This window comes from Stenotrophomonas sp. INTA L402-1, from assembly GCF_059295135.1.
In genome coordinates this window covers 1-24,653 of sequence record NZ_JCAFWP010000008.1, presented here as the reverse complement: position 1 = coordinate 24,653, position 24,653 = coordinate 1, and the positions used below count along the sequence as shown (strand labels likewise).

Sequence of the window (24,653 nt, the reverse complement as noted above, 5' to 3'; positions counted from 1 at the left end):
CACGGCGGTGGGTCATGGCGGTGGGTCACGACCGTTGGTCGTGACGGAGGCATCCATGCCCACCAACGGTGGGCACCCACCAAAGGAGGTGCGCACCCACCAGGAACCGGTCTTATTCCGCCGGCACGCCCATTTCCTTCAGCAGTTCCGGCGCCGGGTAGACCTTGGCCAGCAGCCAGCGCAGGTAGCGCATGTCCACGTGCACGGCGCGCTTGTAGCGCGGGTCGAACCACCAGCTGGCGCTGACCGATTCCCAGTTGCTGTCGAAGTTCAGGCCGATCAGTTCGCCCTTGGCGTTGAGCACCGGCGAGCCGGAGTTGCCGCCGGTGGTATCCAGGTTGGTCAGGAAGTTGACCGTCTGGGTCTTCAGCGCCGGGTCGGCGGTGCTGCCGAAGTCACCCTTGGCGATCGCGGCCAGCAGCGGCTTGGGCGCATCGAACGGATAGGCGTTGGTGTTCTTCTCGACGATGCCGGCCACGGTGGTCACCGGCGAGTAGGTCACGCCGTCGCGCGGATGCAGCGCCTCGACCTTGCCGTAGCTGATGCGCAGGGTGCGGTTGGCATCCGGATACACCGCGCGGCCCTGCTTGGCACGCCAGGCGAACAGCGCCTGCATGTAGGCCGGGCGCAGGCGCAGCTGCTCGCCTTCGCGGGTCTTGCTTTCGTTCTCGATGCGCAGCTGCGCGGCCACCAGCGGGCCAGCCACGGTGATCAGCGGATCGGCAGCCAGCGCCTTGCCTTCCCGTGCAGCAGCGAAGCGCGACAGGCGCTGTGCCTCCTCACCCAGTTGGGTGCCGGCGTACAGGGTATCCAGCGCCGCTGCCAGCTGCTCCGGGGTACGGCCGAAGGCCGTATCGAACTCGGCCACGCGCTGCGCGTCCGGCAGCTTCTGGTAGCGGGTCAGCAGGGTGGTCAGCAGCGCCTTCTCGACTTCCGGTGCGTAACGGCGCTGGACCTGCTTGAGCACGCCTTCGATCATCGCCTGGTCGCGCTGCTGGAAACCACTCTCGCGCTGCGCGTCCGGCTTGGCCGATTCGATGCGCAGGCGTTCCAGCAGCAGCGCCGAGCGCAGCAGCTGGCTCTGTGCGGCCATCTGGTCCAGCAGCAGGTCACGCTCGCCCACCGCCGCACCCTGCGACAGGTTGGCCAGCAGCGCCTTGATGTCGCCCTGGTACTTGCGGTCGGTGGCAGCCAGCATCGCCGTCTCGTCGGCGGCACGCTGGGCCTTGGCGTCGCTGCGCAACAGGCCTTCCAGCTCACCGGCGGCGCGCTTGCGGTTGTTCTTCAGCGACTGCAGCTGTGAGGCGTAGCGGGTGCGCGCCTGCGCGTCCTTGGCGCTGGCGGCCTCGATGGTGTCGATCATCTGCTGGAACACCGATACGCGGCGCGGCAGCACGGTATCGATCTGGCCAGCGAATTCGGCCGCGGTACGGTGGCGGTAGGTGATGCCCGGGTAACCGGCCAGCATCGCGTAGTCACCTTCCTTCGGACCTTCCACCGACATCTGCAGGTGCGCCGGCGCCTGGTAGGGCACGTTGTCCTTGCTGTACGCGGCCGGCTTGCCGTCCTTGCCGACATAGGCGCGCAGCAGGGTGAAGTCGCCGGTGTGGCGCGGCCACATGAAGTTGTCGATCTCGTCGCCGTAGTTGCCGATCGCACGCGGCGGCGCGTAGACCAATCGCACGTCGCTCAGTTCCAGCTGCGCGATGCGGTAGAAATCGGTGCCGTAGTACATGTTGGCCACCGAGCAGCGCACGCTGCCGTCCTTCTCGCACTCGGCCACGATCTGCTTGCTGGCCGCATCCACGGCATCGAAGTAGGCACGGCCGGTCTTGCCACGCGCCTGCGCCAGCACCTGGTCGGTCACCTTGTCGAAGCCGACGGTGACCAGCACGCGGAAGTCCGGGTTGGCCGGGCGCTCGTCGGCGCGGTCCCTGGCGATGAAGCCACCATTGATCAGGTCGTGCTCGGGCGAGCTGTTGTACTGGATCACGCCCATCGCCACGTGGTGGTTGGTCAGCAGCAGGCCGTCCGACGATACGAACGAGCCGGTGCCGCCACCGGCACGCACCACCGCGCTCAGCGGCGGTGCGGTGACATTGGCCAGGTCGGCCGGATTGCCCTTGAAGCCTGCGGCCTGCAGCGGCTTGGCCAGCTCCGGCAGCTGGGTCGGCATCCACATGCCTTCATCGGCGTGGGCGCCGGCGGCGAGGGTCAGGCCCAGGGCCAGGGCAGTGGGAAGGGCTTTGCGTGGTGACATGGGGCAATCCGGTACGACAGAACAGCCCGGGACCATAGCCGCTGGGGCCGGATGGGGCAACGGCCGATGGTTGGGGGCGCCAATGCTGGCTAGAATCAGGCACGGATACCAGGGAAGGACCGATGATCGCAGGAATCGATCTGGGCACCGCGCATTCGCTGATCGGCGTGAAAAGCGCCGATGGGGCAGTTCTGTGAACGGGCCGGCTACGCGCCGCTCAGCAGCGGAAATCCTGCGTGGCAAGCCGCAAGGAATCACGACGCATGAATGATGAAGCCGCAGTGACAGGGCCATCTGCCGCCGAGGCGCTTGCCGACCGCATCGTCCGCAACGGGCAGCACCGCGATCCAGCAGACTTCGCAGCCTGGCTGCAGCAGTCCCCGGAACTGCAGGCACCCGCGGATGCCGGCGCGGTGAAATTGGCAACCTGGCAACGGCTGATGAAGGGCACCACGCCGTTCCCGCAGGCGAACTTCGAACAGCTGGCCAATCACTTCCTGTGGTATGACCGGGACAATATCCGCGAGTGCTACGACATGGCCGCCCTCGGCCACAGCATGCACGTGTGCTGGTTGCTGGTGCCAGGCAACGAGGCCGCACTCGCCCGTTACATGCATCGCGAGAATGCGCCGGTTTCGGTGGCGCAGGCGCGCATTCGTGTCGCACGGCTCAGTGGACCCTGGCACCCAATGCGCGCGCGCATCCAAGCGCTGTCCGCGCGCACGCGGCGCGAGATGCATGAAACACTGCATTATCTGGTCAGCTTGCCTGTCATGGCGCATGTGTCGCCCCCGCCCCCATTGCAGCGCAGGCAGGTCTTGTTCTGGGCGGCCGCATGCGATGCCCTGCGCCGTTCCGTGTCGTCCCGCAGGCGCTTCACCTGGCGAACGGTGGCTCTGGCACTGCTTCTGGCGTGCGCCCTGCTGGCCACCATCGCCATCCTCTGCGGGGCGTCTTCCGGCTCCCCGTGCAATGCAGACCGTGATCGTTCAAACCTGCTGCCCCCACAAGAGGCAACCCCATGAGCAACTGGTTGGACCTGCTGGAGCGCGCCAAAGCCACCGACCCGCAGTCTTTCGCGGTATACCTCCAGGGCCTGCACAGCCAGTGGTCCCTGGACGAGCGCGATGAAGCAAGCACCAGGGTGCTGCAGGCGCTGCGCGCGCGGCAGGCCCCCATGAACCTGTCCGCAGCAGCGGCGCTTTACCAGGCCTTCGGCTGGGACGAAGAGGACTGTGGCCCGGCACCAGGCGAGCTGCACGAGCTGGCCGAACACGCCTGGCAGGACTGGCTGCAGCTACCCGCGCAGATCGACATGCTAGCCCAGCAGATGGAGGCGCGTGGCGGACGCTGGACCAGCCACGATGACGCTGCGAGCCGCCTCAGGCAGCTACGCGAGCCGCGTTCGGACCTGCACAATCTGATGTCCGCGCTGCCGCTGCGCGTGCCGCGCCAGGCCGCAGCGTTGATGGACGTACTGGGCTGCCAGGAGGACCGCCCTGTACCGCCCGGCATCGATCCAGGCCAAGCCCGTTTCTGGGCCGGCGTCAGCGATATCACCTACCTCCCTGCGGCACAGCTGTCATTGCTGCGTGCGCTCTTGGCAAGCCTGGTGCTGACGTTGGTGGCCTTCATCGCGTTGGCCACCACCCAGATCGCCAGCATGCTGCTGCCCTACCAGTCGGAGGAGCAGCGCAGGGCGATCGTGCTGGGCACGGCAGTGCTGGCGCCACTGCTCGGCACTCTGCTGGCCATTGGCCTGCGTCACCTGTTCGTCTGGCAGAGCGCCCCTGAAGAACCGTCTTTGCCACCTTCCTGGCTGCGTTGGCTGACCCTGCCGGTCGCCTGCGCTGCCATCGCAGCGGCCGGTACCACCGTCTACCTGTGGGTGCCCTCGCCTTCGCTGTGGCTGGCACCGTTGTGCTGGCTGCTGGCCTGGACCGTGCTGACCACAGCGTGGATCCGCTACCAACTGCGCCGGGGCAAGTCCGTCCGCATGGCATTGCCAGTGTCATTCCTGGTGATGCTGTCCGTGCTCAGCGTGCTGCCGGCGCTGCTGGGTACGCTGCTGCTGTGGAGCTTGGACCTGTTCGGCTACCGCCAGCGGCTCCGTCGCAGCTGAAGAAGCCGGGGGTCGGATCCCTATCAAGGAAAGGGCGCCGACCCCGACCCGGTCATTTTTCCCGCCGCCAGTTGATCGACCCACGGTTTTCCACCGTGCTCGATTCCACTTCCACGTCGAAGCCGCGACGCAGCAGGTACTTCAGCGTGATCACCGAACCGGCACCGACCAGCGACACGCCGTAACCGACGTACAGCTTGGGCGAGATGTACTTGCCGACGCCGATCACCGAGCCACCCAGCGCGCGCGACTGGCTCACGCCGGCATCGTCCAGGCCCAGCTTGGCACCCAGCTGCGAGGCCAGCAGGCCGCTGCCGGCCGACAATGCCGCCGAGGCCGCATTGACCTGCTGCGTCTGGTCGCTGCTGGCGCCGGTCAGGCTGCGTCCCAGCACCAGATAAGCCAGGGCTTCGGACTGCGACATCGCCGGATCGGACCACACGTCCGCACGCGGCTGCTGCGCACGCCCGGTCACGTCGATACCAGCAGTGACATCACCGATCCGGCGCTCGGCACGGATGTTGATGCGCGGGTCGGACACCGCGTTGTAGTTCCAGGTGAGGTTGCCGCGGGTGATGGTCAGGTCCTGCCCGTACGCCTTGTAGCGGCCACTCACTTCCAGCCCACCATTGGCGGTCATCTCGCGGCCAGGCTTGGCCCAGACCTGCATCTTGCCGGTCAGTGCGCCCTTCAGGCCGAAGCCGGTCATCTTCACCTTGTCACCGAGGCTGACGGTCAGCTCCATGTCCAGCGGCGAGGTACGCGACTCTTCCGGATCGGCCGGGTCGAGCACCACCACGTCTTCGGACACCGAGGTGCCGCGGTCCAAGCGCTCCAGATCGATGTCGGCCTCGGGCACGTGCACGGTGCCACGCAGCTCCATCGCGGCCTTGGCCAGGGTGAAGTCGAGGTTGGGATTGGCGACGATGCGCAGCTCGCTGGTGTTGGACAGCAGAACGTTGTCGCCGTGGATCTTCAACTGCAGCGGCTGTGCATCGCCGAACCACGACAGGCCACCATCCACGTACAGCGTGCCCTGGCCGGAGTTGGCCTGCGCGGTGATCTTGGCCGAACCATCGGGCTGGGCCACGAAGCTGCCCTTGCCCTGGTCGAAGGTCAGGCCGAGTGCCGGGAATTCACCCTTGAAGTTGCTCAGCTGCGCGTCACCGCCCAGCGAGGGCTGGCCACGCGTGCCGCGCAGGCTGACGTGGCCTTCGATCAGGCCGGTCGGTCGCACGATGTCCGGCGAGAACAGCTCCAGCCAGTACAGCCGCGACATGTTGAGATAGAGCTCGCCGTTCAACGGCGCGCTGGCTTCCCAACCGGTCTGCATCCTGGCATCGACGAAGCCGTTGCCCTGGAAGCCCATGCCCAGGTAGCCCTTGATGCTGGCCGGGGTCATGTCGAGCTTGAGCGAGAACTGGTCGTAGCGCACCAGCTCGCCACGGGTGGTGTCGCCCACGGCATTGCGGTTCTCACCCAGGCGCACGCCGCCTTCCTTCGAGCGCACTTCCACATGGCCTTCCCAGGCGTTGCCGCGCGGGCGGATCTGCGCATCCAGGCTGACATCGCCACGCAGGTAGATGCGACGGCCGGACTGCGGCGGCAACCACGGCTGCACCAGCGCCAGTGGCAGCGCATCACTGCGCACCACCAGGCCCTCGCGCGGCCAGTTGGCCTGTGCGCACAGTGTGCCGCTGCTGGCGGCGGCCAGGCAGGCTTCGCCCAGCGTGTAGTTGCTGCCGTTGATCGCGAACGCCGCCGGTGCACGCAGCGACCAGGCATCGCCCTTCACCGGTGCGATGCGCAGCGCGGCCAGCTCGCCGCGCCACTGCGCGCCCTGCTGGCGCACGCTGCCCTGCAGCTCGATCGCGCCCATCTCGTTGCGGGTCTGCGCGGCCAGGCGCAGGTTGGAGACACTGCCCTGCGCATCCACATTCAAGCGTTCCAGCAGCATGCCGGCATTGACCTGCTGGCCCTGGATCGCCAGCGTGCCGCTGTCGCCGCGCCACGGCAGGTGGCCCTTGATGCTCACGCTCTCGGCGCCGTAGCCGTCCCAGTTGAGGTTGTTGCCGACCAGGTCGGCTGTGATGTCCGGCGCATCGCGCGGGCCCTTCACCTGTACCTGGCCACGCAGGCCGCCATCGGCGCCCGGCAGCAGGTCACTCAGCTGCAGCGGTTCGAAACGCGCATCGATGTCGAGGCGGTCACCGACCTTGCCCGAAGCGGTCACCCGGCTGCTGCCCAGGGACAGCTTCAGGTCACCCTGGCCCTGCGCGCCCTGCAGCGCGAACTTGCCCTGTGCGTCCAGGTTGCGCTGACGCAGCACGCCCTTCAGCGACGGCAGATCGACCGTGGCTTCCAACGTGCCGGCGGTACCCGGCGGTGCGTTTGCCGGCGGCGGCAGCTGGCGGCCCTTGGAGGCCAGGTTGCCGGACAGGCGGCCATTCCAGCCCGGCACGAAATAGCCGGGGTCGAAGTCCTTCAGTGTGGCCTTGGCATCCCAGTCCAACTGCGGTGCCCACGCCACCTGGCCTTCCACCTGCAGCTGGCCACCCGGGGTCTGCGCCTGCAGCTGATGGATCGACGCGGCCTGATCGTTGCCGCGCACATCGAAGTGCAGCTGTGCCTTCTGCGCGTCGCGCTCGACCTCGGCGCGGCCGATCGCCGCCCAGGCCTTCAGGGTACCGGCCAGGCCGAAGCGTGCTTCCTTCAAGGTGACCGGCACCGGGGCGCTGCCGGCGGTATTCGGGTCCGCCGCTGGCACGTAGGTCAGGTCATGTGCGACCACCGAGAAGTTGAGCTTCTGCTGGCCTTCCTGGCTGAAATCGGCGGTGCCTTCCAGCCGCGCCTCACCGCCAAGACCCTTCACCAGCAGCGGTGAGACTTTCAGCACCTGGTCCTGCAGCGACACCACCGACGGTGCCAGTTCCAGTTCCTGATCGCCCTGTTTCACCTTGCCACGCAGGTTGGCGTTGCCACCCTTGCCGGCGGCGGTGAAGTCCAGTGCCAGCGGCGCGATCGCCGAGCTGGCCAGTGCCGGCGACAGCAGCGCCAGATCCAGCTCGTCACTGCGGATGCTGGCGCTCCAGCTCGGATCGGTGCGGCCATCGAACACCAGCATCGCGTGCAGCGGCTTCGGCGCGCGCCCGGCTACGGCCACTTCCATGTGCGACAGGTCACCGCGCGCGACCAGGCCGACGGTGGCGGCCGTGCGGCCACGCGGCGCCGGCAGCACCGCGGTGACGGTCACATCGGTGTCGTAGTCCTTGGCCGGGATGTAGCGGCCCTGGGCAGTGAAATTGCCCATGTCGCTGTCCACCACCAGCTTGTGTGCCTGGAACTCGCCATTGGCGATCTCGATGCCGCCGCGCACGCGACTGATGTCGATCACCGGCTCGTTGGCCTGGCTGATGCGGAAGCCGTCGATGGCGATGGCATCGGCCTGGATCGCCAACGGCATTTCGATCTGCGGCAGCGAATCGGGCCACGACGGCAGCTTGAACGGCTCGTCACTCTTGGCCAGGTTCAATGTCGCGTTGGTCAGCTCCAGCTTGTCCAGCAGCAGCTTGCGGCCCAGCAGCGGGCGCAGGTCCGGCTCCAGATGGGCGCGCTCGGCGTGGAAATGGATGTCGTCGTAGCGGAAGTCGACGTTGTACAGGGTCAGCGGACCGGCCACCGGGCCGTCCACCTTGTCCCAGGTGAAGCTGGCGCCCACCGGCAGCCGCGCCACCACCTGTGCCAGCAGCACATCGCGGCCGGCCACGGTCTGCAGCAGCCAGTACACCGCCAGCAGGGCCAGCAGCACCAGCCCCAGCACGCCCACACCGGACCAGGCCCAGAAGCGGCGGCGACGGTAGAAGCGCACGCGCGGCGGCGTGGTCGGGTTCGGAGTGGGTGCGGGCGTACTCACAGGTCCGCTCCGATGTTGAGGTACAGCTGGAACTGCGAATCCGGGTTGTTCAGGCCATGCGCGATATCCACGCGCACCGGGCCCACCGGCGATTTCCAGCGCACGCCGAAGCCGACGCCGGTATGCAGATCGATGGTGTTGTCGAAGGCGCTGCCGGTATCGACGAACACCGCCGCACCCCACGGGCCACCATTGAAATAGTGCTCGTACTCGGCCGAGCCGATCACCAGGTTCTTGGCGCCCAGCGCGTACTTGTCCGGTGCCGGGGTCCGCGGGCCCACCTCGCGATAGGCATAGCCGCGGATGCTGCGGTCACCACCGGCGAAGTAGCGCAGGCTGGGCGGCATCGCTACCAGATCACTGGTCCAGGTGGTGCCACCCTCGCCGCGCAGGATCAGGCGGTTGCTTTCACCCACCGGGATGTACCAGCGCAGCACGGCGTTGGCTTGCACGAAGCTGGTATCCGAGCCGGCGCCCTCGACGCCGGCACGCATTGTCGCGGTACCGCTGATGCCCTTGCGCGGGAACATTTCGTCGTCGACGTTGACGTAGTCGGCCACCATCTGCGGGTAGACCAGCGTCGAGGTGTTGTAGACCGCGTCGGTGAACTCGGTACCCGAGGCATAGCGCCAGCGCTCACGCAGCGCGTTGATCGAGGCGATCGCGGTCCAGTGCTCGTTGATCTCGCCGCTGCGGCTGGCGATCAGCTTGAAGTTGCGCAGGTCGATGTAATCGGTCTGCTCGTCATAGGCACTGGCTGCGAAGGTGTACCAGCCATCAAGCCATTTGAAGGCGGGAATACGGTAGCTGGTGACCAGGCTCTTGCGCCTCTGTGCATAGTCCAGCTGCGTGTTCATCTTGTGGCCGCGGTTGTTCAGCCACCGCCGCTCGATGCCACCGCGCACACCCGGGCCACTCTCGCTGCCGTAGCTCAGGCCGGCGGTGTAGATGGTGCGCTTGGCGCGGGTCAGCTTCACGTCCACCGGCACATCGCCGTTCTCGTCGGCCTGGTCCGGCCGCGGCTGGATGTCGATCACGCTGAAATAGTCCAGCTTGGTCAGCGACTCGCGCAGCCGGTCCAGCTTGCCCTCGTGGAAGTAACTGCCCTGGTCCCAGTAGACCAGCGGGTCGAACAGCTTGTCGACGAAGTAGTCCTGCTCGAAACGCACCGGGCCCATGTTGTAGCGGCGGCCGCTGTCCCAGGTCAGGTCGATGTCGGCAGCGTTGTCGGCACGGGTGATCTGCACCTGGCGCTGGGTGTAGTCGGCGTCGAAGTAACCGCGCTCGGCCAGGCGGCGGGTGACGGTGATCTTGCTGGCCTCGTACTGGGTATGCACGAAGCGCTGGCCCTTGCGCGGCTTGAACTTGGCCAGGTCGTCCTGCAGGTACTGGTCGTACATCGCCGGGCCGGTGATGTCGATGTGCTCGCGGCGCACGGTCACCGGGGTGCCCTTGTCGACATGGATCAGCACGCGTACGTGCTCGTCCTCGCGCGGCGCCTCGACCTTGATCACCGGGTTGTAGTACCCGAACGGTTCCAGTGCCTGGCGGGTCTGCCGCTCGGCCTGTGACAGCAGGTACTCCAGGCGCGATTCGCCCTGCTCCTTGCCGATCGTGTCGTACAACGACAGCGATTCCTGGATGTTCTCGATGATTGCGGCGTCGTCGCCCTTGTCCAATCCCTTGATGTCCACCTTGTCGATGGTGCCGCGCGCATGGGCCACGGAGGTGGCGGCCAGCGTCAGGACCATCAGCGGCAGGGCGTATTTCTTTGGCTGCATGCGGCACAGCATACCGACCGAAGGTGACGATGCGAAATGCATCACGTCATTGGGGATCGGTTGTTAAGTGGCGGTCAAAATACGCGCCTTTGTGGCGATCATCGCAATTGAAGGCGAGGATGCCGGCATCGCGCGCGATGCCGGCAATGACCCCGATGGACATCCGCCCGGTAGCGCCGGGCCATGCCCGGCGAGCGCGCAGCGCGGCCTGCAGGAAAGCCGCCGGGCATGGCCCGGCGCTACCTGCGGTGGATGATCAGCTCGACAGATGCTCGATCGCCGCCACCTTGCCCAGGCGCTCGCCCAGCATCGTCAGCAGCGCCAGGCGGTTGCCACGCAGGGCCGGATCCTCGGCATTGACCATCACGCCATCGAAGAAGGCATCGACCTGCGGGCGCAGCCGCGCCAGCCGTGCCAGCACGGCCACGTAGTCCTTCTGGTGCAGGCTGGTGCCGGTGTCGTCGATGGCCGCGGTGACCGCTTCGGCCAGCGCTCGCTCGGCGTCTTCCTGCAGCAGCGTCGGGTCGATCTGGCCCGGAATGTCGCCTTCGGCCTTGCGCAGGATGTTGCGGATGCGCTTGTTGGCCGCAGCCAGCGCCTCGGCTTCCGGCAGCGCGGCGAAGGTGCCGATCGCATCCAGTCGGCGGTCGAAGTCGTACAGCGAGGCCGGCTTCAGCTCGGCTACGGCGTTGAAGTGCGTGGCCGGCACGCCCTTGTCGCTGTAGTAGCCCTTCAGGCGGTCGAGGATGAAGTCGTACAGCTCGCCGACGTCGGCCTGCACGTTGCGCGCGGCCAGGCCGGCGTTGGCGCTGGCCAGCAGCGCGCGCAGATCCAGCTCGAAACCGCTTTCGATGATCGTGCGGGCCAGGCCCAGCGCGTTGCGGCGCAGGGCGAACGGGTCCTTGTTGCCAGTCGGCTTCAGGCCTGCGGCGAAACCACCGGCCAGCGTGTCCACGCGTTCAGCAATCGCCAGCACCTTGCCCAGCGGCGACAGCGCGATGTCGTCACCGCCGAAGCGCGGCTGGTAGGCCTCGTCGATGGCCAGCGCCACGTCCTCCGCTTCGCCGCCGGCCACGGCGTAGTGGCGGCCGGCGATGCCCTGCAGTTCCGGGAACTCGTTGACCATGCGCGACTGCAGGTCGTTCTTGGCCAGCTCGGCCGCACGTTTGGCCTGTGCGGCGTCGGCGCCGACCTGCGGCGCGATCACTTCGGCCAGCGCAGCCACGCGCGCCACCTTGTCGGCCACGCTGCCCAGCTTGGCCTGGTAGGTCACTGTCTTCAGGCCGTCACCCATCGACACCAGGCCCTGCTTCAGGTCCTCGTCGAAGAAGAACTTGGCATCGGCGAAGCGCGGGCGGATCACGCGCTCATAGCCCTTGGCCACTTCGGCCACGTCCTTCGATTCGATGTTGGCGATGCCGATGAACTTCTCGGTCAGGGTGCCGCTGTCATCCAGCACCGGGAAGAACTTCTGGTTGATCTCCATCGTCTCGATCAGCGCTTCCTGCGGCACCGCCAGGAACGCGCGCTCGAAGCTGCACAGCACCGCCGACGGCCATTCGACCAGGTTCACCACCTGCTCCAGGTTGTCGTCGGTGATGCGGGCGCTGCCACCGGCCTTGGCCGCAGCGGCCTCGACCTCGGCAACGATGCGCGCACGGCGTTCGCTCGGGTCGACCAGCACGAACGCGGCACGCAGGGCTTCAACATAATCCTGCGGCTGGGCCAGCGACACCGCCTGGTCGTGGTGGAAACGATGGCCACGGCTGACGCGACCGGCCTGCAGGCCGAACAGCTCGGCTTCAACCACGTTGGCACCGTGCAGCAGCACCAGCCAGTGGGCCGGGCGCGCGAAGCCCCAGGCGTGGTCACCCCAGCGCATCGGCTTGGGAATCGGCATCGCCGCGATCGCCTCGCGCAGGATCTCCGGCAGCAGGCTGGCAGTGCTCGCACCCGGGGTCATCGCGCGGTGCACGAAACGCTCACCCTTGTTGTCGGTGGTCTTCTCCAGCGCGGTCCAGTCGATCCCGGCCTTGGCGGCGAAGCCCTGCAGGGCCTTGGTCGGCTGGCCTTCGGCGTCCAGCGCGATGTTCAGGTACGGGCCCAGCACTTCGCTGTGCTGTTCCGGCTGCTCCAGGCCGACGCCCGGCAGCAGCACGGCCAGGCGGCGCGGGGTCGACAGCGGGCGCGCATCGCCCAGTTCCAGCGCGACGCCGCGCTTGCGCAGGCCTTCGACGACACCGTCGAAGAACGCCTGGGCCAGGCCCGGCAGCGCCTTGACCGGCAGCTCCTCGGTGCCCAGTTCGATCAGCAGGGGGGACAGTTGGCTCATCGGTTCGATCCTGTGGTGGGGGCGCAGCGCGCAACGCGTCCGGCGCCCCGGGTAGTGGGTGAAAAGCGGGTCGGTGCAGGAAGGCGGTCAGGCCTTCTTCGCACCCGGGAAGCCCAGCTTCTCGCGCTGCTCGTAGTACGCCTTGGCCACCGCCTGGGCCAGCGCGCGCACGCGCAGGATGTAGCGCTGGCGCTCGGTCACGCTGATCGCGCGGCGCGCGTCCAGCAGGTTGAAGGTGTGGCTGGCCTTCATCACCTGCTCGTAGGCCGGCAGCGGCAGGTTCACTTCCACCAGCTTCTGCGCTTCACGCTCGCAGGCATCGAAGCGGTGGAACATCTCTTCCACGTCGGCGTATTCGAAGTTGTAGGTGCTCTGCTCCACCTCGTTCTGGTGGTAGACGTCGCCGTAGGTCACCGGCTGGCCGTCCGGGCCGTAGGTCCAGACCAGGTCGTAGACGTTGTCGCAGTTCTGCAGGTACATGCACAGGCGCTCGAGACCGTAGGTGATCTCGCCCAGCACCGGGCGGCACTCCAGGCCACCGGCCTGCTGGAAGTAGGTGAACTGGGTCACCTCCATGCCGTTGAGCCAGACTTCCCAGCCCAGGCCCCAGGCGCCCAGCGTCGGCGATTCCCAGTTGTCCTCGACGAAGCGCAGGTCGTGCACCAGCGGATCGATGCCCAGTGCCTTCAGCGAATCCAGGTACAGCTGCTGGATGTTGTCCGGCGCCGGCTTCATCGCCACCTGGTACTGGTAGTAGCGCTGCAGACGGTTCGGGTTCTCGCCGTAGCGGCCGTCGGTCGGGCGGCGCGAGGGCTGCACGTAGGCCGCGTTCCAGCTCTCCGGACCGATCGCACGCAGGAAGGTGGCCGGGTGGAAGGTACCGGCGCCCACCTCCAGGTCGAGCGGCTGGATGAGCACGCAGCCCTGCTGGGCCCAGAACTGGTTCAGGGTCTGGATCAGGCCCTGGAAGGTGATCGGAACGGTCGGGGTCGCGGACATGCGTACGAGTCTTGGCCGGCAAGGGGGTGCGTTAGTATAACGGCCGACCTGCGGGGCATTCCGTACCCGGGAGGAGCAGGCAGATGGAACATCGGCTGCCGGTGGGCACGCCCGGCGAGGCTGGCGGCGTACCGCTGCCGTGGGGTCGCCTGCAGTTCGAGCAGATTGCCGCGGCCCTGATCGCCGATGGCCTGGTGGCCGAGCAGGACCGCGAGCGCATGCGCTTTTCCGCGCAGGGCGCACGCAACGCCAGTGAAGTGCACCCGCTGGTGCTGCTGTCCAACCTCAAGCTGGCCGCCAACGGCGGTGGCGAACTGACCCTGGAGCGCCTCACCGAGTGGCTGGCGCAGCGCACCGGCAGCCGCTACCTGCGCATCGACCCGACCCGGGTCGACGTCGCCGCGGTCACCGCGCTGGTCTCCCATGCCTACGCTCGCCGCCACCGTTTCCTGCCGTTGGCGGTGGATGCCGAGCGCGTGCTGGTGGCCACCAGCGAGCCACTGGTGCAGGAATGGCGCCGCGACCTGCAGCACCTGACCCGCCGCCGCATCGAGCTGGCGGTGGTCAACCCGCTGGACCTGCACCGCTACACCATGGAGTTCTACGGGGTGACCCGTTCGGTGCGCGGCGCCCGTGGCGACGTGCGTGGCGAAGCCAACACCACCCTGCCCAGCTTCGAACAGCTGGTGGAGCTGGGCCGCACCGGCGACGTCAATGCCGACGACCAGCACATCGTGCATATCGTGGACTGGCTGCTGCAGTACGCCTACGAGCAGCGCGCCTCGGACATCCACCTGGAGCCGCGCCGCGAAATGGGGCGCATGCGCTTCCGCATCGACGGCGTGCTGCACAAGGTGTTCGAGGTACCGCCGGCGGTGATGACCGCGGTGGTCAGCCGCATCAAGGTGCTCGGCCGCATGGACCTGGCCGAACGCCGGCGCCCGCAGGATGGCCGCATCAAGACCCGTTCGCCGGGCGGCCGCGAGGTCGAGATGCGCCTGTCGACCATGCCCACCGCCTTCGGCGAGAAGTGCGTGATGCGCATCTTCGACCCCGATGCCGCGTTCAAGAGCATCGACCAGCTCGGTTTCAGCCCGCAGGAGGCCGCTGGCTGGAATGCACTGGTCGAACGCCCGCACGGCATCGTGCTGGTGACCGGCCCGACCGGCTCGGGCAAGACCACCACCCTGTATTCCACGCTGAAGCGCCTGGCCACGCCGGACGTGAACGTGTGCACGGTGGAGGACCCGATCGAGATGATCGCGCCCGAGTTCAATCAGATGCAGGTGCAGACCAACATCGACCTGGATTTCGCCAGCGGCGTGCGCACCCTGCTGCGGCAGGACCCGGACATCATCATGATCGGTGAGATCCGCGACCTGGAAACCGCGCAGATGGCGGTGCAGGCCTCGCTGACCGGGCACCTGGTGCTGTCCACCCTGCATACCAACGACGCGCCCTCGGCGGTAACCCGCCTGCTCGACCTGGGCGTGCCGCACTACCTGCTGGCCAGCACCCTCAACGGCATCCTCGCCCAGCGACTGGTGCGCACGCTGTGCCCGCACTGCAAGCAGCCGCACAGCCTCGGCGCCGCCGACTGGGCGGTGCTGGCTGATAGCCATGCCGCATATCCAGATGCCGCCACGCCCTGTCGGCCGGTCGGTTGCCTGGAGTGCCGGCGCACCGGATTCCTCGGCCGCATCGGCCTGTATGAGTTGCTGCCATTGGGTTCGCGGCTGCGCGGGCAGATCCGCGCCGATATGGATCTGGCCGGTTTCACCCGCGCCGCGCGGTCTGAAGGGCTGCGAACCCTGCGTCAGGCCGGGCTTGAAAAGGTGGCGCAGGGGCTGACTACAATCGAGGAAGTCCTGTCAGTCCTGCCGCCCCCGGATGAACCCAGCCCCATTCCTGATCCTTGAAACCGGCCGCCCGGTGCCGTCACTGCGCCGCTACGGGCGCTTCCCGCACTGGATCCGCGTTGCCGCCGGGCTGGAAGAGCACGAGACGGTGGTGGTCGATGTCGAACACGGTGGTGACCTGCCCGACCCGCATGCCTTCGCCGGCGTGCTGGTGACCGGCTCGGCTGCCTTCGTCACCGACCATGCCGAATGGAGCGAGCGCAGTGCAGCGTGGCTGCGCCAGACCGCCCACGACGACCTGCCGGTGTTCGGCATCTGCTACGGCCACCAGCTGCTGGCGCACGCGCTGGGCGGCGAGGTGGCCTATAACCCGGCCGGCCGCGAGTCCGGCACGATCGAGCTGGAACTGCAGCCGCAGGCCGCGCAGGACCCGTTGTTCCAGGGCCTGCCGCAGCATTTCGCCGCCCATGCCACCCACCTGCAGACGGTGCTGCGCGCGCCGGACGGTGCCGAGGTACTGGCGCGCTCTCCGCTGGACGGCTGCCATGCCTTCCGCTGGGGGCGCCAGGCCTGGGGCGTGCAGTTCCATCCCGAGTTCGCCACCCACCACATGCGCGGCTACGTGCGTGCCCGCGCCGACTGCATCGGCCGCCACGGCGGCTGCGCCCGCAGCATCGAGCGTGCGGTCAGTGCCGCACCGCTGGCCCGCCAGCTGTTGCGCCGCTTCGTCCGCCAGGCGCGGCTGTCTTCAGCCCAGCCGGCGACAAAACAGGGATAATCGGCGGCACGGGTGACTGCCCGGCCCCCTTTCTGTCCCTCCCGGATGTCCATGAAAGAGATTCGCAAGCTGCCGGCCTCGGCGGGCGCTCAATGGTTGCTCGATACGTTCTCCCTGTACCGGCGTGCGCCGCTGCAGCTGGCCCGGATCGGCCTGACCTGGCTGCTGGTGAGCTGGGTGGTGACCCTGCTGTCGACGCTGATTCCCGGTGCCGCCGGCATGGCCGTGCAGCTGATGACCCTGGCCATTTCGCCAATCATGTTCGGCGGCATGCTCTATGCCGTGGGCGAGATCGACGAAGGCCGCCCGGGCCTGGCCTCGCACCTGCTGCAGCCGATCCGCGACCACCGCGTCAGCCACCTGCTGGTGCCGCTGGCGATCCAGGTGCTGGCGGTGCTGCTGCTGGGCGCACTGTTGTTCATGATGATCGGCCGCGAGGGCTTCACCGCCTTCAGCGAGGTCATGACCAAGATGGAAGAAATCAGCCGCAGCGGCCAGCAGATCAAGCCGGACGACGCGGCCGCACTGGTCGCCAACCTGCCGGCCAAGCGCATCGCGCTGTGGATGCTGCTGGTGTTCCTGAGCGCGGTGGCGCTGTCGCTGGCGATGTTCACCCAGCCGGCGCTGGTGGTGTTCGACAAGCAGAGCGGCATGCACGCGCTGCGCCTGAGCCTGCAGGGCTGCATCGAGAACATCGGCGCGATGATCGTGTTCGCCGTACTCGGGCTGATCGCCGCGTTCTGCATGTACATCCTGTTCGTGATCGTGATCCAGATCGCGATGCTGATCGGTGGCCCGCTGGCGGCGGCCTTCATCGCCCAGCTGGTGCTGACCACGGTGCTGATGCCGCTGTATGTCGGCGCGGTCTACGCTGCGTGGAAGCAGATGTTCGTGCACCGCGGCAGCCGCGCGGCCCCGCCGATTCCGACCACGCCGACCTCGAGCGACGTGTTCCACGCCTGACGACGGAAAAAGGGGACGGAGGGGATTAAGTCGTTTATGCCCAGTGTGTGCAGCTAACGACTTAATCCCCTCCGTCCCCTTTTTTTCTTTCAGGCGGCGGGTTTCTTCACTACCGACGACGGCACCAGCCAGCGTGCGGCGTGGATGCCCAGTTCGTAGAGCAGGCACATCGGAATCGCCAGCATCAGCTGCGAGACCACGTCCGGCGGGGTCAGCACCGCCGCCACCACGAAGATGCCGACGATCGCGTAACCGCGGCCTTCCTTGAACTGCTGCGGCGTCACCCAGCCCAGCAGCACCAGGATCACCATCGCCACCGGCAGTTCGAAACTGCCGCCGAAAGCGAAGAAGATCGCCAGCACGAAGTCCAGGTAGGCGTTCGCATCCGGAGTGATCGCGATCACGTCCGGGCTGAAGGTGGTCAGGAAGTGGAACACCGCCGGCAGCACCAGGAAGTAGGCGAAGGCACAGCCGGCGTAGAACAGCAGCACCGACGACACCAGCAACGGCACCGCCAGGCGCTTCTCGCGCGCGTACAGGCCCGGGGCGACGAACGCCCACAGCTGGTACAGCAGCCACGGCACCGCCACGAACAGGGCGACGAAGAAGGTCAACTTCAGCGGGGCGAAGAAGGCGCCGGCGGGGTTGGTGGCGATCATCGTCTGCCCGTTCGGCAGCTGCGAGACCAGCGGTTCGGCCAAGGCGTTGTACAGCTTCTGGGTGAATGGCAGCAGGCCCAGCAGCACTACGCCCAGGCCCAGCAGCGCGCGTACCAGGCGTCCGCGCAGTTCCACCAGATGTTCGACCAGCGAGCTTTCGCCGAAGTCCTGTTCACTCATGGATGACGCTCCGTGCTCTGCGTCGGCGGCGTCGGGCCGGCTTCAGCGGACGTGGCAGGAACGGCCCCTGAAGAAACAACGCCTTCCGTAGCAGCCGTGGTCGAAACCGGTCCGCTGTCCTGTGCCGGCGCATCGGTCTCGGACGGCTGGCTCAGGTGTGGCGGCAGATCCGCCTGTGCGGGTGTACGCACCTCCTGCACAAGGTCATCGCCCTGCTGCTGCGCCTGCTGCGCTTCGCGGCGGATTGCTTCACCGCTGGCACGCAACTGGTTCTCGGTGTCCTGCATGCCCTGGCGCACGTCCTGCATCTGCCGCTTGATGTCCTCGGCCTGCAGTTCGCGCTCCAGTTCCTGTTTCACCGAATCCCACTGATTGCGGGCACGACGTACCCACAGGCCGGCAAAGCGGGCCGCCTTGGGCAGGCGCTCAGGACCGAGCACCACCAGGGCAACCACCGCAATCACCAGCAGTTCGCTGAAGCCGATATCAAACACCGCAACCGCTCCGGATCAGCGTGGGGTGCGGTCGTGCTCGTCCTGCGCGGTGCGCGAGGCATCCTCGCTGCGCGATTCATCGCCCAGCTGCGCGTTCGGCTTGTCCTCGTCGCGCATGCCCTTCTTGAATTCCTTGACCGCCGAACCGAGATCCTTGGCGCCGCTGGTCAGGCGCTTGGTGCCGAACACCAGCAGGACGATGGCCAGCACGACCAACCAATGCCAGATGCTGAAACTGCCCATAAAGACGCTCGTTACGTTAGTGATCAGGCTGTCGAGCATAGCGCACCGGGTGTTAGCCGGCGCGCGTGACGAAAGTCAGTTTCCGCCCAGCGTTTCCGTGCGGATTTCGCCGTCGTTGACCGGCTGGAAGCCCTGCTGCTGCTGCGGCGGGTTCTGCGGCACGTTCTGCAGCGGTGCGGTGGTGGCTTCGGCCGGGGCGGCCGGCGCTGCCTGAACAGGCGCCGGAGCAACCGCCGGGGCTGCTGCCGGGCGCGGCGCGCTACCGCCGTTGCCGCTGCGGTTGTTACGCGCGGCGTAGGTGGCCTCTTCCAGGCGGTCGCGGAACGTCACCACATCCATCGACGGCGAACCGGCGGCGCGGCCTTCGAAGATCATGCGCGGCGTGGTGTTGCTGCCGTAGGCGTCCAGGTTGGCGGCATCGTCGATCTGCAGCACCGCACCATCCAGGGCGACACCGGCGAACAGGCCGCGGGCGCGCGACCAGGACCAGATTTCGGCCTTCAGCTGACCGTCGGTGGCGGCGGCGGCATTGCGGCCGACCGGGCCGGCGGCGACACCCGCATCGGCGCCCAGCGTGAACTTGCCGTTGACCAGGTTGTCCAGGCTACGGTCGTTGCGGAACACCAGCACCACATCGGAGGACTGCACGCCGGCCTGGAAGCCGATGCTGCCGCCGGTGAGCTTCACGAACACCGGGTTGGACCAGGCACCGTTGGGCATGCGCACGGACATCAGGCCGTGGCCACGACGACCGCCAATGACCAGACCGGCCTTGATCGTGTCGGGAATGACGATGACCGCGCGGCCTTCGTCGAGCAATTTGTCCGGAATGCCCTGTTCAGGGATTTCCTGGATTTCAGCCAGCACGCGCACGGCATTGCGGGCACGCTGGTCTTCCTGCGGTCCGGCCATGGCCTGGCTGGACAGCAGGCTGGCGGCGATCAGCAGGGCTTGGATCGGGCGACGCATGGCAGGCTCCAGAAGTCAGTCCATAGGAAGATATAGCAAGTGACTGAAATTAGTAGTGTTGTCATGAATCCCCAATGAGCGTTCCCTGCTCACATTGATGCGCGCTATGCCTGCAATCCGAACCCTGCATCCCGGCGCGGCACCGGATCGGCGACAATACCGCTCATGCTCGACGCACCCGATACCGCCGTGCTGGCGGTCAACCTAGGCACGCCCGAGACGCCGACGGCCCCCGCCGTACGCCGTTACCTGGCTGAATTCCTGTCCGACCCCCGCGTGGTCTCGATCCCGGCACTGCTGTGGCAGCCGTTGCTGCGCGGACTGATCCTGCCGCTGCGCAGCAGCCGTTCAGCGGCCAAGTACGCCCAGGTCTGGCTGCCGGAGGGCTCTCCGCTGATGGTGCATACGCGCCAGCTGGCGCAGGCCATGCAAGCGCTGTTGCCGACCCTGACGGTGCGCCATGCAATGCGGTATGGCGAACCGGCGCTGGCCAGCGAACTCGACCGGCTGGCGGCCGACGGTGCGCGCCGCGTCGTGGTGCTGCCGCTTTACCCTCAGTACTCCACCACCACCACCGCCTCGGTCGAAGACCGCGTCGATGCCTGGCAGCGCCGCAATCCGGGCGTGACCGTGAGCCTGGTGCGCGACTATTCGGTCGATCCGGGCTGGGTCGACGCCGTTGCCGGCTCGATCCGCCGCTACTGGGAACAGCACGGTCGTGGCCAGAAACTGATGTTCTCCTTCCACGGCATTCCGCAGCGCCTGGCCGATGCCGGCGATCCGTATCCGCAGCGCTGCGAGGCCAGTGCGCAGGCCATCGCCAAGGCGCTGGAGCTGGGCAGGGACGACTGGCAGATGGGCTATCAGTCGCGCTTCGGCCGCGAGCGCTGGCTGCAGCCGTATGCCGAGCCCAGCCTGTGGGCGCTGGCCGAATCCGGCGTGAAGCAGATCGACGTGGTGTGCCCGGGCTTCGCCACCGACTGTCTGGAGACGCTGGAAGAAGTGGCACTGGGCTTCACCGAAACACTGGCCGAGCGCGGCGCGACGATGCGCTACATCCCCTGCCTCAACGCCGAACCGGAGCACGCGCGTGCGCTGGCACGGCTGGCCGTGGCGTCACTGGCATGAGCCTGCAGCCGTTTGAACTCGAGGTCGGTGGCGCGCGCGTCGCCGGCCTGCGCAACTACGGTGATGGCCCGCGCGTGCTGGCCCTGCATGGCTGGCTCGACAACGCGGCCAGCTTCGTGCCGCTGGCGCCGCACCTGTCGTCGTTGCAGCTGGTGGCCATCGACCTGCCCGGCCACGGCCACAGCGCGCATCTGCCGGCCGGTGCCAGCTACACCACGGCCGCCGCGATCTGTCACGTACTCGACGTCGCCGACGCGCTGGGCTGGGACCGCTTCAGCCTGCTCGGCCATTCGATGGGCGCCGGCATCGCCAGCCTCACCGCCTCGGTCAGCGACCGTGTCGAACGGCTGGTGGCGATCGAAGCACTCGGCGGCCTGCGTGGTCCTGAGGAAGAAACCGCCAACCGCCTGCGCGAGCATGTAAATGCCACACGCGCACTGGCACGCAAGCAGCTGCGCGTGTTCCCCGACCTCGCCGCGCCGATCCGCGCGCGGATGATGACCAACCAGCTCAGCGAGCGCTGTGCACGGCTGCTGGTCGAGCGTGGCGTGGAGCCGGTCGAAGGTGGTTACCGCTGGTGCAGCGACCCGCGCCTGATGCTGCCCACTGCGATCCGCCTCAGCGAAGGCCAGATCGACAACCTGCTGCAGGCCATCGCCTGCCCGACGCAGGTGATCTACGCCACACCGGCGCAGTCGTACTATCCCGAGCCGATGCGCAGCGATCGCCTGCAGCACCTGCGCGATGGCCGTCTGGCGGTGTTTGCCGGCAACCATCACCTGCACATGGAAGACCCGGAACAGATCGCGGGCGTGATCCTGCACTTCTTCAGCAACGGCAACGCCGGCTGAGCAAACGTATCCGCGCGCTTCACTCCGCGCGTTTGCGGCCGATACATCAGTTGCGGGCCCCTGCGTCCGCAGCACGCAGGTCCGGTCGGGCCTGCGGCGTGTGTCTGGTTCTGCAAGGAAGTCCGCATGCCCGCTCTGCTGCACCGTCACCCACAGGATGTGGCCACGGTGTCCCGTCTCCGCGTCGCTGATCGCGCCGCATTCCCCGAATTCCCGGCTCGCGCCCTGCTCACGCACTCCTGCGTGTGCCGCGGCGTGGCTGTTGTCGTTTGCTGATCCAGGAGTCGCCGATGTCCGTTGCATCCTCCCGCCCCCCCGATACCGCCCGAATGCCGCATCTGCAGCAGCTCGCGCGCCGCGCTGACCGTCGACTGCTGATCGGTAGCGCGGCGTTGACTGTGGCTGGCCTCGTGCTGGCCCTGCGTGGGCCCCACGTACCGGGCGCTGCGTTGGCCGCGGCCGCCGTACTGCCCGCCCTCTGGCTGGCCGGTCCACAGGCGGGCCGGGCCGTCGCCCGCAATGGCCTGGCATTGCTGTTGTCGCTGCAGCTGGCCTTGTTGTGCGCGATCGTCAGCCTGGCGCCGGCGTTGCCGGTCGCGTTGCTGCTGGGCGTGCTGCTCAGCCACCGCGATCGCCTGCCGGTATGGCTGGCCGGTGGTGTTGGCACCCTCGCCCTGCTGGTACCGCTGCTGCACGGCGCAGCCGTGGGACCGACGTTGCTGCAGGCGGGCCTGTTCGCCAGCCTGACCGTGTTCCTCGGCCAGGTCGCGCTGCGCCTGCGCCAGCAGACCGAGGCGCTTGGCCACGGCCCACGCCGCCTGGCGGCACTGGCGCGCGATATCGCGACGGGCACCGATCTGAGCGCACATGCGGATACCGCGGCCTATGCACCCGGTTCGCTGGCCCATGCACTGGCCGATACCGCCCGCCACGTGCAGGCGCAGCGTGGGCGCGAGGCTGACGCGCATGCCGAGAATGCGCAGATCCGCCAGGCGCTCGACGCCTCGCGCACCGCGATGATGATTGCCGACAACGACCACGTGATCCGTTACGTGAACCGCTCGGTGGTGGCCCTGCTGCGCAACCAGCAGGCAACACTGCGCCAGGCCTTCCCCGACTTCGACGCCGAGCGCCTGGTCGGCAGCAGCATCCACCGCTTCCACGCCAACCCGGACCGCATCCGCGCGATCCTCAATGGCCTGCAGGTCACGCACAACGGCAAGGTGCAGATCGGCCCGGTGCACTTCGCGCAGGTGGTCACCCCGGTGTTCGATGCGCAGGGCGTGCGCCTGGGCTTCGCCGTGGAATGGCATGACCGCACCCATGAACTCGCGCTGGAAAACGCCGTGGCCGGCATCGTCGCTGCGGCAGCGGCCGGTGATCTCGACCAGCGCCTGCAGGCCACTGAAGGTGCCAGTTTCCTCGATGGGCTGACCGGTGGCATCAACCAGCTGCTCGATACGCTCGGCAGCACCGTCAACGAAGTGCGGCAGATGCTCTCGGCACTGGCCAATGGCGATCTGGACCGGCGCATGCACGGCGAGTATCACGGTGCTTTCGCTGCCATCCAGCGCGATGCGAATGCCACGGCCGGTCAGTTGGCACGCATGGTCGGTCGCATCCAGGAATGTGCGGCGTCGATCAGTACCGCCGCCAGCGAGATTGCCGCCGGCAACGGCGCGTTGTCCGAGCGCAGCGAGCGCCAGGCCGCGCACCTGCAGGAGACCGCAGCATCGATGGAGGAACTCACCGCCACCGTGCGCCAGAACGCCGCCCATGCGCGTGAGGCCAGTGCGTTGGCAGCTTCCACGCAGAGCGCTGCCAGTGACGGCAACACGGCCATGCAGCGGGTGGTGAATACCATGCAGGCCATCGAAGGTGCTTCGAAGCGGATCGGCGACATCACCGGCGTCATCGACGGCATTGCCTTCCAGACCAATATCCTGGCCTTGAACGCAGCCGTGGAGGCGGCACGCGCCGGCGAACAGGGCCGAGGCTTCGCGGTCGTGGCCAGCGAGGTGCGGGTACTGGCGCAGCGCTCTGCGGCGGCGGCCCAGGAGATCAAGAAGCTGATCGACGAAGCCGGCCGCCAGGTGGGTGAGGGTGCCCAGCTGGTAGCTGACGCCGGCCAACGCATGCAGGGCATTGTTGGCGGCGTGGAGGATGTCAGCCACCTGATGCGCGAGATTTCCGCGGCGTCGCAGGAGCAGTCGATCGGCATTGAGCAGATCAACCAGACCGTAGTGCAGATGGATCAGGCCACACAGCAGAATGCGGCGCTGGTGGAAGAAGCCACCGCCGCCGCACGCGAGCTGCAGAGCCAGGCCGGCACACTGACCGAAGCGGTTTCGGTGTTCCGCCAGCAGGAACCGCACGAGGTCTCGCAGGCCGCCTGATCCGGGCCTTCAGTTCGATCCTGATCAAGACGGCGCCCGCAGGGCGCCGTCTTTTTGTTGCGTAGGCCTTGCTGCCAGTAGCTGCCAACCTTGGTTGGCGCCGTGGTTCCTCACGAAGGGCATCCACGCATGGCGTGGATCTACTGGTAGTGCCGGCCGCTGGCCGGCAATCACAGCCACGCGCACTGTCTGGGCCTGCTGCCGGGGTTGGCACCGATCTTTGCAGGGACAGCCATCCACGCACGGCGTGGATCTACTGTGGGTCCGCATGCCCTCGGTAGACGCCAACCTTGGTTGGCGCTGTGGCTACCCGCGGAGAATATCCGCGTATGGCCTGGATCTAACGGGCGATGTAACGCCATCGGGTTGCCGGCCAGCGGCCGGCACTACCCGCATTTCGCGCGCACAAAGAAAAACCCCGCTGCGTAAGCAGCGGGGTTTTGGGTGTAAACCCTGGCGATGACCTACTCTCGCATGGCTTGAGCCACACTACCATCGGCGCAGCTGCGTTTCACTTCCGAGTTCGGGATGGGATCGGGTGGTTCCACAGCGCTAATTTCACCAGGGAGGCGGTTGGAGCGTCGCCATCCGATACAGCCGGATAAGGCGCCTGCCTCTCGTAGTTCTTGTGACGTAGCGTGCACTTGGATGCTCTTACGACGTTGTCGTAAAGCCAAGGCAACTTGAGGTTATATGGTCAAGCCTCTCGGATCATTAGTATCAGTT

At 67.3% G+C, this 24,653-nt stretch carries 17 protein-coding genes and 1 rRNA gene; 8 read left to right on the top strand and 10 right to left on the bottom strand.

Annotation, left to right across the window (positions count from 1 at the left end; all coding sequences use genetic code 11):
* Positions 1 to 112: 112 nt before the first annotated feature.
* A complete protein-coding gene (locus AC5O77_RS07070) occupies positions 113 to 2,260 on the bottom strand; it encodes a S46 family peptidase (RefSeq protein ID WP_494506632.1) in 2,148 nt (715 codons plus the stop codon).
* A 263-nt stretch (positions 2,261 to 2,523) separates the two neighbouring features.
* Here AC5O77_RS07070 and AC5O77_RS07065 point away from each other — a divergent pair, with 263 nt between their 5' ends.
* Both AC5O77_RS07065 and AC5O77_RS07060 read left to right on the top strand, forming a co-directional pair.
* The gene (locus AC5O77_RS07065; protein WP_478057922.1) at positions 2,524 to 3,285 is read left to right on the top strand and encodes a hypothetical protein; all 762 of its coding nucleotides are present in this window, start codon (positions 2,524 to 2,526) and stop codon (positions 3,283 to 3,285) included.
* Entirely contained in the window at positions 3,282 to 4,382 is a 1,101-nt protein-coding gene (locus AC5O77_RS07060; protein WP_478057921.1) for a hypothetical protein, read from the top strand. Before AC5O77_RS07065 ends, AC5O77_RS07060 begins: the two co-directional genes overlap by 4 nt.
* Before the next feature lie 52 nt (positions 4,383 to 4,434).
* Here AC5O77_RS07060 and AC5O77_RS07055 read toward each other — a convergent pair whose 3' ends face one another.
* From AC5O77_RS07055 to glyQ, 4 genes are all read right to left on the bottom strand, one after another.
* The gene (locus AC5O77_RS07055; protein WP_317218075.1) at positions 4,435 to 8,295 is read right to left on the bottom strand and encodes a translocation/assembly module TamB domain-containing protein; all 3,861 of its coding nucleotides are present in this window, start codon (positions 8,293 to 8,295) and stop codon (positions 4,435 to 4,437) included.
* Positions 8,292 to 10,088: an autotransporter assembly complex protein TamA gene (locus AC5O77_RS07050; RefSeq protein ID WP_012512516.1), complete on the bottom strand. Its 1,797-nt coding sequence runs from the start codon at positions 10,086 to 10,088 to the stop codon at positions 8,292 to 8,294. Before AC5O77_RS07050 ends, AC5O77_RS07055 begins: the two co-directional genes overlap by 4 nt.
* Positions 10,089 to 10,332: 244 nt before the next feature.
* Positions 10,333 to 12,408 (bottom strand): glycine--tRNA ligase subunit beta, encoded by a 2,076-nt coding sequence (glyS, locus tag AC5O77_RS07045; protein ID WP_478057920.1) that lies wholly within the window; start codon positions 12,406 to 12,408, stop codon positions 10,333 to 10,335.
* An 87-nt stretch (positions 12,409 to 12,495) separates the two neighbouring features.
* Complete coding sequence (gene glyQ / locus AC5O77_RS07040) at positions 12,496 to 13,407, bottom strand: glycine--tRNA ligase subunit alpha (protein WP_006403404.1); 912 nt, start codon at positions 13,405 to 13,407, stop codon at positions 12,496 to 12,498.
* An 83-nt stretch (positions 13,408 to 13,490) separates the two neighbouring features.
* On the opposite strand from glyQ, the gene AC5O77_RS07035 reads away from it, so the two are divergent.
* The 3 genes from AC5O77_RS07035 to AC5O77_RS07025 are packed head-to-tail and all read left to right on the top strand — an operon-like array spanning position 13,491 to position 17,007.
* Entirely contained in the window at positions 13,491 to 15,326 is a 1,836-nt protein-coding gene (locus AC5O77_RS07035; RefSeq protein ID WP_478057919.1) for a GspE/PulE family protein, read from the top strand.
* Positions 15,298 to 16,044, top strand: a complete 747-nt coding sequence (locus AC5O77_RS07030) for a glutamine amidotransferase (protein ID WP_012512519.1) — start codon at positions 15,298 to 15,300, stop codon at positions 16,042 to 16,044. Before AC5O77_RS07035 ends, AC5O77_RS07030 begins: the two co-directional genes overlap by 29 nt.
* Before the next feature lie 51 nt (positions 16,045 to 16,095).
* Entirely contained in the window at positions 16,096 to 17,007 is a 912-nt protein-coding gene (locus tag AC5O77_RS07025) for a BPSS1780 family membrane protein (protein ID WP_065723752.1), read from the top strand.
* Positions 17,008 to 17,096: 89 nt separating this feature from the next.
* Here the strand turns inward: AC5O77_RS07025 and tatC are convergent, their stop codons facing one another.
* The 4 genes from tatC to AC5O77_RS07005 form a co-directional block, all read right to left on the bottom strand.
* Positions 17,097 to 17,846 (bottom strand): twin-arginine translocase subunit TatC, encoded by a 750-nt coding sequence (gene tatC, locus AC5O77_RS07020; RefSeq protein WP_006403544.1) that lies wholly within the window; start codon positions 17,844 to 17,846, stop codon positions 17,097 to 17,099.
* Positions 17,843 to 18,340: a Sec-independent protein translocase protein TatB gene (gene tatB, locus AC5O77_RS07015; protein ID WP_006403547.1), complete on the bottom strand. Its 498-nt coding sequence runs from the start codon at positions 18,338 to 18,340 to the stop codon at positions 17,843 to 17,845. The genes tatC and tatB overlap by 4 nt, the downstream gene beginning before the upstream one ends.
* Before the next feature lie 15 nt (positions 18,341 to 18,355).
* The gene (tatA, locus tag AC5O77_RS07010; RefSeq protein WP_478057918.1) at positions 18,356 to 18,583 is read right to left on the bottom strand and encodes a Sec-independent protein translocase subunit TatA; all 228 of its coding nucleotides are present in this window, start codon (positions 18,581 to 18,583) and stop codon (positions 18,356 to 18,358) included.
* 75 nt (positions 18,584 to 18,658) lie between these two features.
* Positions 18,659 to 19,552, bottom strand: a complete 894-nt coding sequence (locus AC5O77_RS07005) for a lipid-binding SYLF domain-containing protein (protein WP_478057917.1) — start codon at positions 19,550 to 19,552, stop codon at positions 18,659 to 18,661.
* A 165-nt stretch (positions 19,553 to 19,717) separates the two neighbouring features.
* On the opposite strand from AC5O77_RS07005, the gene hemH reads away from it, so the two are divergent.
* The 3 genes from hemH to AC5O77_RS06990 all read left to right on the top strand — a co-directional run bounded on the left by hemH (position 19,718) and on the right by AC5O77_RS06990 (position 23,927).
* On the top strand, positions 19,718 to 20,680 hold the full coding sequence (gene hemH / locus AC5O77_RS07000; RefSeq protein ID WP_049462244.1) for a ferrochelatase: 963 nt from the start codon (positions 19,718 to 19,720) through the stop codon (positions 20,678 to 20,680).
* Positions 20,677 to 21,531 (top strand): alpha/beta fold hydrolase, encoded by an 855-nt coding sequence (locus tag AC5O77_RS06995; protein ID WP_032128450.1) that lies wholly within the window; start codon positions 20,677 to 20,679, stop codon positions 21,529 to 21,531. The genes hemH and AC5O77_RS06995 overlap by 4 nt, the downstream gene beginning before the upstream one ends.
* Positions 21,532 to 21,821: 290 nt before the next feature.
* Positions 21,822 to 23,927, top strand: coding sequence for a methyl-accepting chemotaxis protein (locus tag AC5O77_RS06990; RefSeq protein ID WP_478057916.1), 2,106 nt, complete (start codon positions 21,822 to 21,824; stop codon positions 23,925 to 23,927).
* 451 nt (positions 23,928 to 24,378) lie between these two features.
* On the opposite strand, the gene rrf is transcribed toward AC5O77_RS06990, so the two are convergent.
* Positions 24,379 to 24,493 (bottom strand): 5S ribosomal RNA (gene rrf / locus AC5O77_RS06985).
* Between the last annotated feature and the right edge of the window lie 160 nt (positions 24,494 to 24,653).